This window comes from Cupriavidus consociatus (genome assembly GCF_017814975.1).
Classification (GTDB): domain Bacteria; phylum Pseudomonadota; class Gammaproteobacteria; order Burkholderiales; family Burkholderiaceae; genus Cupriavidus; species Cupriavidus consociatus.
Genome location: NZ_JAGIQA010000180.1, coordinates 1 through 418, shown reverse-complemented (window position 1 = coordinate 418; position 418 = coordinate 1). Strand labels below are relative to the sequence as shown.

General features: G+C 59.1%; 2 pseudogenes. One reads left to right on the top strand and one right to left on the bottom strand.

The features are described from left to right. A pseudogene (locus tag J8I82_RS38000) lies at positions 1-268 on the top strand (IS4 family transposase); the annotation flags it as partial. Between the two features lie 30 nt (positions 269-298). Here J8I82_RS38000 and J8I82_RS37995 read toward each other — a convergent pair. After that, a pseudogene (locus J8I82_RS37995) lies at positions 299-418 on the bottom strand (IS5/IS1182 family transposase); the annotation flags it as partial.

Sequence of the window (418 nt, the reverse complement as noted above, 5' to 3'; positions counted from 1 at the left end):
ACCGTATTACCTCGCCAGCGAAATCCGGGCGACGTATGCCGGCATGATGATCGCGGTACCGACCGAGATATGGGAAGTCTATGACCCTCTCACCCCGGCCCAGCTCAGCCGCGAGCTGCTCAAGATCGCGACGCACGTTGATCCCCGCGCGATGCGCAAACATGCGCGGGGACCGAAGGCGCCCAAGGAGAAAGGCTATGTTGCCGGATGCGTGGCCCGACGGCATGTTTCTACCGCCCGTGTCATCAAGGCTGGACGTGTCGATTAGTCACCTTGAAAGGGGTGATTCTAAGAGCCGCTAACAAAACTGGTCAACGAATCGTGAGCAGATGACCGCGCAAGCGAGCGTGAGCAGAGCGAGATGGATATCGAGACGCCGTTCGAAACGAATGCGCAGTTTGCCAAAGGCGGCAAGCCA